The 7,972-nt window shown below is 39.2% G+C and carries 6 protein-coding genes and 2 pseudogenes; 7 read left to right on the forward strand and 1 reads right to left on the reverse strand.

All coding sequences use genetic code 11. From position 1 onward, the window contains the following. The 5 genes and pseudogenes from HT669_RS09875 to HT669_RS09895 all read left to right on the forward strand — a co-directional run. Positions 1-723 (forward strand): annotated as a pseudogene (locus HT669_RS09875) (IS630 family transposase); the annotation flags it as partial. A 185-nt stretch (positions 724-908) separates the two neighbouring features. Further along, positions 909-1,387, forward strand: a pseudogene (locus tag HT669_RS09880) (DUF1919 domain-containing protein); the annotation flags it as partial. 101 nt (positions 1,388-1,488) lie between these two features. After that, positions 1,489-3,618: a Tex family protein gene (locus tag HT669_RS09885; protein WP_101514687.1), complete on the forward strand. Its 2,130-nt coding sequence runs from the start codon at positions 1,489-1,491 to the stop codon at positions 3,616-3,618. Further along, positions 3,605-4,054 (forward strand): SprT family protein, encoded by a 450-nt coding sequence (locus HT669_RS09890; RefSeq protein WP_101514688.1) that lies wholly within the window; start codon positions 3,605-3,607, stop codon positions 4,052-4,054. Before HT669_RS09885 ends, HT669_RS09890 begins: the two co-directional genes overlap by 14 nt. Before the next feature lie 58 nt (positions 4,055-4,112). Then, complete coding sequence (locus tag HT669_RS09895; RefSeq protein ID WP_001085044.1) at positions 4,113-4,385, forward strand: PspC domain-containing protein; 273 nt, start codon at positions 4,113-4,115, stop codon at positions 4,383-4,385. A 137-nt stretch (positions 4,386-4,522) separates the two neighbouring features. On the opposite strand, the gene HT669_RS09900 is transcribed toward HT669_RS09895, so the two are convergent. Then, a complete protein-coding gene (locus tag HT669_RS09900; protein ID WP_050223462.1) occupies positions 4,523-4,720 on the reverse strand; it encodes a hypothetical protein in 198 nt (65 codons plus the stop codon). Positions 4,721-5,149: 429 nt separating this feature from the next. Here HT669_RS09900 and HT669_RS09905 point away from each other — a divergent pair, with 429 nt between their 5' ends. Both HT669_RS09905 and HT669_RS09910 read left to right on the forward strand, forming a co-directional pair. Continuing rightward, entirely contained in the window at positions 5,150-5,908 is a 759-nt protein-coding gene (locus HT669_RS09905) for an ABC transporter ATP-binding protein (protein ID WP_000173372.1), read from the forward strand. Position 5,909: 1 nt separating this feature from the next. Continuing rightward, on the forward strand, positions 5,910-7,901 hold the full coding sequence (locus tag HT669_RS09910; protein ID WP_050208796.1) for an ABC transporter permease: 1,992 nt from the start codon (positions 5,910-5,912) through the stop codon (positions 7,899-7,901). Positions 7,902-7,972: the final 71 nt, after the last annotated feature.

The following is a 7,972-nucleotide window of genomic DNA, read 5'->3' on the forward strand; positions in this document are numbered from 1 at the left end:
AAAAGAACTTACGTGAACAAGGACACTTAGAGAGGAAAAAGCGAGTCGTCAAAAACCGAAAGATTCCTTTAGAGGAATTGAAATCCTTTGTAGAGGCTTATCCAGATGCTTTTTTACGGGAAATTGCGGCACATTTTGATTGTGCTGTCCCTTCAGTATGGGCAGCTTTAAAGCAGATGAAGGTCACTTCAAAAAAAGATGACGAGCTTTAAGGAACAAGACCCAGAGAAAGTCGCTGAGTTTCTTGATATTTTGGATAACCTAAACGATTTACCAATCGTATATATTGATGAAACAGGAATCGACCGTTACCTCTATCGTCCTTATGCAGGGACTCCTAGAGGGGAGAAAGTCTATGAAAAGATTAGCGGACGTCGTTTTGAGCGAACTTCAATTGTTGCAGGACAAGTAGACAGAGAGTTTATAGCTCCCATGATTTACAAGAACAGCAGGACAAGCGATTTCTTTGTGGAGTGGTTCAAAACGCAACTCCTGCCTGTTTTGAAGACACCTCATGTTATTGTCATGGACAATGCTAGTTTTGATCCCAAGAACATTTTGGATGAACTCTGCATCCAAGATAAACACTTTTTCTTACCTCTACCACCTTATTCACCAGATTTGAATCCTATTGAGCAAGCATGGGCTATCTTGAAAAAGAAAGTAACAGATTTATTAAGGGAAGTCTCAACTATTTTTGAATGTTTGGAACGCTTTTTTTAAAACTAAATGATTATATAATTGAAATAAGAAGAAAATCATTATCAGAAAATTATAGGAGGTAGTAAAATTGACTTGCTTAATCAGTGTTATTTTATTACATCAAGGAGATAAAAATAGTTTATTAGAGTCTTTATTAATAGTTGATAGACAAACATTTAAAGATATAGAAGTTATTATTGTAAAGCCAATATAGAACACCTTTTGTTGGTTTATTTATTCTTCCTGATGATTATTATAAACTTACAAAGGATTTTCGGTACTATATGGAACAAGAACTTGTTTTCGAAGAGGAACTTGTTTCACCGAGCTGGACCCATGAAGTTTATCCTTTGGGGCACTTAGGGGATATAGATATTCATTTTCTACATTATTCTAGTATTGAAGAAGCACGGACTAAGTGGGAAAAAAGAAAAAACGCATAAATTGGGATAATCTATATTTTAAATTTGATAATAAAGATTCAGCTAGTGAAGAAATTTTAAATAAGATGGATAATCTTCCTTATTCTAATAAATTAATTTTAGTCAATCGTCCATATAAAAATTTGAAAAGTCAATGTGTTATTCCAGGTCAGGAACATCTTCCAGAACTGGCTATTATGTCTGATCCATTAAATACTTTTGATATCATGGCTTGGTTAAAAAAAGGTGGCAATGCTCTTTAAGTGCAAGTTATTGCGCTGTAGCATATAAATCTATTCCCTACATATTTTTTAAATGTTCTACGAGTTAATTTGAAATGTTTAGCTTGTGGTATAATAGATTCATGGATAAAAAATATGAAAAAATCTCCCAAGATTTGGGAGTGACTTTAAAGCAAATCGATACTGTTCTAAGTTTGACAGCAGAAGGGGCGACAATCCCCTTTATCGCGCGTTATCGCAAGGACATGACTGGTAGTCTGGATGAGGTGGCGATTAAGGCCATTATCGACTTGGATAAAAGTCTGACCAATCTCAATGACCGCAAGGAAGCTGTTTTAGCTAAGATTCAAGAACAAGGCAAGTTGACCAAGGAGTTGGAAGAAGCTATCTTAGCTGCCGAAAAATTAGCAGACGTTGAAGAACTCTACCTACCTTACAAGGAAAAGCGTCGAACCAAGGCAACCATTGCTCGTGAAGCTGGACTCTTCCCACTTGCTCGCCTGATTTTGCAGAATGTAACTGACTTAGAGAAAGAGGCTGAAAAGTTCATCTGTGAAGGATTTGTGACTGGGAAAGACGCCTTGGCTGGTGCAGTTGATATCTTAGTCGAAGCCTTATCGGAAGATGTGACACTGCGCGCCATGACTTATCAGGAGGTGCTGAGATACTCTAAACTTACTTCGCAAGTCAAGGATGAAAGTCCTGATGAAAAGCAGGTTTTTCAGATTTATTATGATTTTTCAGAGACAGTTGGAAATATGCAGGGCTATCGTACATTGGCCCTCAATCGTGGGGAGAAGCTAGGTGTCTTGAAGGTCGGTTTCGAACATGCGACAGACCGTATTCTAGCTTTCTTTGCTGCTCGTTTCAAGGTGAAAAATGCCTATATAGATGAAGTTGTTCAGCAATCGGTTAAGAAAAAAGTCTTACCTGCTATCGAGCGCCGTATTCGGACAGAATTGACTGAAAAAGCGGAAGAAGGGGCTATCCAACTCTTTTCGGACAACCTACGCAATCTCCTCTTGGTTGCTCCACTGAAAGAGCGCGTGGTTCTTGGATTTGACCCTGCCTTTCGTACAGGTGCCAAGCTAGCTGTCGTGGATGCAACAGGAAAAATGCTGACAACACAGGTCATTTATCCTGTTAAACCAGCATCAGCTCGTCAAATCGAAGAAGCCAAGAAAGATCTGGCAGATTTGATTGGTCAATATGGCGTGGAAATTATTGCCATCGGAAATGGTACTGCTAGTCGTGAAAGTGAAGCCTTTGTGGCGGAAGTTCTGAAAGATTTTCCTGAGGTTAGTTATGTCATCGTAAATGAAAGTGGTGCTTCTGTCTATTCTGCCAGTGAACTTGCTCGTCAGGAGTTTCCAGATTTGACCGTTGAAAAACGCTCTGCCATTTCTATCGCCCGTCGTTTGCAGGACCCCCTTGCTGAATTGGTTAAAATCGATCCTAAGTCAATTGGTGTCGGTCAATACCAACACGATGTCAGTCAGAAGAAACTATCTGAGAGTCTGGACTTTGTTGTCGATACAGTGGTTAACCAAGTTGGTGTCAATGTCAATACAGCTAGCCCAGCTCTTCTTTCACACGTAGCTGGACTCAACAAAACTATCTCTGAAAATATTGTCAAATACCGCGAGGAAGAAGGAAAAATCACTTCACGCGCCCAAATCAAGAAAGTTCCTCGTCTGGGAGCCAAGGCCTTTGAGCAGGCTGCTGGTTTCCTTCGTATCCCTGAAAGTAGCAATATCCTTGATAATACAGGAGTTCACCCAGAGAATTACACTGCAGTTAAGGAACTCTTCAAACGTTTAGATATTAAAGACCTAAACGAAGAAGCCCAAAGCAAACTCAAGTCCCTTTCAGTCAAGGAAATGGCTCAAGAGCTAGACCTCGGTCCAGAAACCCTTAAAGATATCATTGCAGATCTTCTCAAACCAGGTCGAGATTTCCGTGATTCCTTTGACGCACCTGTGCTTCGCCAAGATGTCCTAGATATCAAAGACCTAGTGGTAGGTCAGAAGCTAGAAGGTGTTGTGCGTAACGTTGTTGACTTCGGTGCCTTCGTTGATATCGGGATTCACGAGGACGGCTTGATTCATATTTCTCATATGAGTCGCAAGTTTATCAAACACCCTAGTCAAGTGGTGTCAGTTGGAGATTTGGTGACCGTTTGGGTCAAGAAAATTGATACTGAACGTGAAAAAGTTAATCTGTCGCTCCTCGCTCCAAATGAAACTGACTGATTATGTCAAGCAGGTTTCACTAGAAGACTTCGGGAGAGCTTTTATCCATCATGTCCAGTGGAATAGGCGTCTACGTTCGACAGGTGGGCGATTTTTCCCCAAAGATGGGCATCTGGATTTTAATCCCAAGGTTTATCAGAAACTGGGTATGGAGGTTTTTAGGAAAATTGTCCGACATGAACTCTGTCATTATCACCTCTATTTTCAAGGGAAGGGATATCAACACAAGGATCGAGATTTTAAGGAACTTTTGAAAGCGGTGGATGGATTACGCTTTGTGCCCTCCTTGACAAATAGCCACTCTAAACCACTCAAACTTTATCGTTGTCAATCCTGCCAGCAAAGTTATCATCGCAAGCGAAGGATTGATACCAAATGCTATCGCTGTGGACTTTGTCGAGGTAAATTGCTTCTGATAAATCAGCCTGAGGACTGATGAAAGCCGAGCCTACCCGTGATATACTATGTCTAACCTAACAGAAAGAGGAAATATCATGAACAGTAAATTTTATAAAATGAGACGAAATCGCATGATTTCAGGAGTTCTGGCGGGTCTGTCAGACAAGTGGAACTTTGATGTTACCCTGGTTCGTTTTCTATTTGCTATTTTTACAGTCGCAAACTTTGGACTTGGCGTGATTATCTATATCATCCTAGCTTCTATCATGCCAACCAAGGAAGAAATCGAAGCAGAAATGTACGGAACAGGCCCACGCAAACGCAAAGAAGCCCAAGCTATTGACGACAATGAAGGCTGGTTTTGGTGAGGTTTAACAAAAGATTTGGAATAAGCAAAAAGCTTTAAATCAATAGTCTAAACTGCTTGATTTAAAGCTTTTTTACTTTTAATAAGATTTTCTCAGCCTCATATACAAATTAAAAATATTATTTTAAACTCAGTTTTTTAATCTGTTTTTTCTTGCTGAGACAATACATTTTTTGAAAAATGGTGGATGCTGATAACAACTGATAGCCAGCAAATAGCATAAGCAGTAGCTGTAAATTCTGTACCGATAAAGTATGTTTTTTCAACTAAGAGCTGACCGATGAATGGAGAGAGGAGATAGAGAAGTCCGATGAGTATATGTTCTTTGTGTTTCATTAAAGCGCACCTTCTTTCCTTATAGGTTGATCGACTTGCAAGTGTTAAATTTAATGGTATGTTATCTAGGTAAGCTTACTCAAATGTTAGTTTCCGCTTCCTCCTTTCCAAAGTAAGCCTTTTCACACTTATATTTTACAATTTTAAAAATAGGAAATCAAATCATTTTCTAAGTAATTTTGCTTACATTTCCCCCAATCTTACAAAAATGTAAGATTAAAGTCTCTTTTGTAAGGTTAGGTTATGGCAAGCGGTCTTTTTTTGATGTAAACTAGACTCATAAAGAAAAAGGAGTAAGAACATGAAAAAATTATTTCAAGAAAAATTTTCAAAACAACCAAGCCACAAAGAAATCGAGCGCGTTCAGCTGGGATGCGCTATGATGCAAGCAACATTTCATTTGATGGGATATTAAGAAAGGAGATTCTCATGACACTTTTAGATGTAAAACACGTTCAAAAAATTTATAAAACTCGTTTTCAGGGCAACCAAGTAGAGGCCCTCAAGGATATTCACTTTACCGTAGAAAAGGGAGACTACGTTGCTATCATGGGTGAGTCTGGTTCTGGTAAATCAACTTTGCTCAATATTCTAGCTATGCTGGATAAACCAACTCGTGGCCAGGTTTACTTGAATGGAACTGACACCGCAACCATTAAAAATTCACAGGCTTCTAGCTTCCGTCGTGAAAAATTAGGCTTTGTCTTCCAAGACTTTAACTTGCTAGATACTCTTTCTGTTAAGGACAATATCTTGCTTCCGCTTGTCTTGTCAAGAAGACCTATTACGGAGATGATGAAGAAATTGGTGGTGACAGCTGAGAATCTAGGTATCAACCAATTGCAAGAGAAGTACCCTTACGAGATTTCTGGTGGTCAGAAACAGCGTGTAGCAGTAGCACGCGCCATCATCACAGAACCTGAAATTCTCCTTGCGGATGAGCCAACAGGTGCCCTTGATTCCAAGTCCTCTGCAGCTCTTCTTGATGTTTTTGATGAAATCAATGAGCGCGGCCAAACCATTCTCATGGTAACCCACTCAACAGCAGCAGCTAGCAGAGCTAAACGTGTACTCTTTATCAAGGACGGCATTCTTTACAATCAAATCTACCGTGGAGAGAAGACAGAGCGTCAGATGTTCCAAGAAATCTCTGATACCTTGACTGTCATGGCAAGCGAGGTGAATTAGTATGTTTCGATTAACTAATAAGTTAGCGGTATCGAACTTGATTAAAAACCGCAAGCTCTACTATCCTTTTGCGCTGGCTGTTCTCTTGGCAGTCACTGTCACCTATCTCTTTTACTCTCTAACCTTCAATCCCAAGATTGCTGAAATCCGTGGAGGAACCACCATTCAAGCAACACTTGGATTTGGTATGTTTGTCGTTACCCTTGCGTCAGCCATTATCGTCCTCTATGCCAATAGTTTTGTCATGAAAAACCGTTCCAAGGAACTAGGAATTTATGGCATGTTGGGCTTGGAGAAGCGTCATCTTATCAGTATGACCTTTAAGGAGTTAGTGGTATTTGGGATTCTAACTGTTGGAGCGGGTATCGGTATTGGAGCCTTGTTTGACAAGTTGATTTTCGCTTTCTTGCTCAAACTGATGAAATTGAAGGTTGAGCTGGTCGCTACCTTCCAAATGAATGTTGTCATTGCAGTACTTGTTGTCTTTGGATTGATTTTCCTAGGGCTCATGTTCCTGAATGCCCTTCGAATCGCCCGTATGAATGCCCTCCAGCTCTCGCGTGAGAAAGCAAGCGGAGAGAAAAGAGGTCGTTTCCTACCTCTCCAAACTATTCTTGGTTCCATAAGTTTAGGGATTGGCTATTATCTTGCCCTTACGGTAACCGATCCTCTTACAGCCCTAACAACTTTCTTCCTAGCTGTTTTGCTGGTTATTTTTGGTACTTATCTATTGTTTAATGCAGGGATTACAGTCTTCCTACAAATCTTAAAGAAAAACAAGAAATACTATTACCAACCTAATAACCTCATCTCTGTTTCCAACTTGATTTTCCGTATGAAGAAAAATGCGGTTGGACTAGCAACCATCGCTATTTTGTCAACAATGGTTTTGGTAACCATGTCAGCAGCGACTAGTATTTTCAATGCCTCAGAATCCTTTAAAAAAGTGATGAATCCGCATGACTTTGGCATTACTGGAAAAAATGTTGAAAAAGAAGATTTGGACAAACTCTTGAGCCAGTTTGCAAGTGACAAAGGTTATAGTGTCAAAGAGAAAGAAGTGCTTCGTTACAGTAACTTTGGTATTGCAAATCAAGAAGGAACCAAGTTAACTATTTTTGAAAAAGGACAAAACCGTGTCCAACCAAAAACAGTTTTCATGGTATTTGACCAAAAAGATTATGAAAATATGACTGGTCAAAAACTGTCTCTATCAGGAAATGAGGTTGGTCTCTTTGCCAAAAATGACGGACTGAAAGGACAGAAAGCTCTAACTCTAAATGATCATCAATTTTCTGTCAAAGAAGAATTTAATAAAGATTTCATTGTGAACCATGTTCCAAATCAGTTTAATATCTTGACTACTGATTACAATTACCTTGTTGTTCCTGATTTACAAGCCTTTTTGGATCAATTCCCAGATTCGGCTATCTATAATCAGTTTTACGGTGGTATGAATGTAATAAATGTCAGTGAAGAAGAACAACTCAAGGTCGCTGAGGAGTATGAAAAATACCTCAATCAATTTAATGCTCAATTAGACACAGAAGGTAGCTATGTTTATGGTAGCAATCTAGCAGATGCTAGTTCTCAGATGAGTGCCCTCTTTGGTGGTGTCTTCTTTATCGGTATTTTCCTATCCATTATCTTTATGGTCGGAACCGTTCTGGTCATCTATTACAAACAAATTTCTGAAGGCTATGAAGACCGTGAACGCTTTATTATCTTGCAGAAAGTCGGTTTAGATCAAAAGCAAATCAAGCAAACCATCAACAAACAGGTTTTAACTGTTTTCTTCCTTCCTTTGCTTTTTGCCTTCATACATCTAGCCTTTGCCTACCATATGCTTAGTCTGATTTTAAAAGTGATTGGTGTAATAGATACGAATATGATGTTGATTGTGACCTTGTCTATCTGCGCTATCTTCCTCATCGCCTATGTGCTGATTTTCATGATTACTTCAAGAAGTTATCGCAAGATTGTCCAAATGTAAAAAAAGATACCTCGACTTGAAAATCGAGGTATTTCTTGTATTTTATACTCAATAAAAATCAAAAAGCAAAC

It is taken from the genome of Streptococcus sp. 2100 (assembly GCF_013276335.1).
Classification (GTDB): Bacteria; Bacillota; Bacilli; order Lactobacillales; family Streptococcaceae; genus Streptococcus; species Streptococcus pseudopneumoniae.

Bases quoted from the DNA above. Each gene is read 5' to 3' on its own strand.
- HT669_RS09885 (WP_101514687.1), top strand. From the start codon at position 1,489: ATGGATAAAAAATATGAAAAAATCTCCCAAGATTTGGGAGTGACTTTA.
- HT669_RS09905 (WP_000173372.1), top strand. From the start codon at position 5,150: ATGACACTTTTAGATGTAAAACACGTTCAAAAAATTTATAAAACTCGT.
- HT669_RS09895 (WP_001085044.1), top strand. From the start codon at position 4,113: ATGAACAGTAAATTTTATAAAATGAGACGAAATCGCATGATTTCAGGA.
- HT669_RS09890 (WP_101514688.1), top strand. From the start codon at position 3,605: ATGAAACTGACTGATTATGTCAAGCAGGTTTCACTAGAAGACTTCGGG.
- HT669_RS09900 (WP_050223462.1), bottom strand. From the start codon at position 4,720: ATGAAACACAAAGAACATATACTCATCGGACTTCTCTATCTCCTCTCT.
- HT669_RS09910 (WP_050208796.1), top strand. From the start codon at position 5,910: ATGTTTCGATTAACTAATAAGTTAGCGGTATCGAACTTGATTAAAAAC.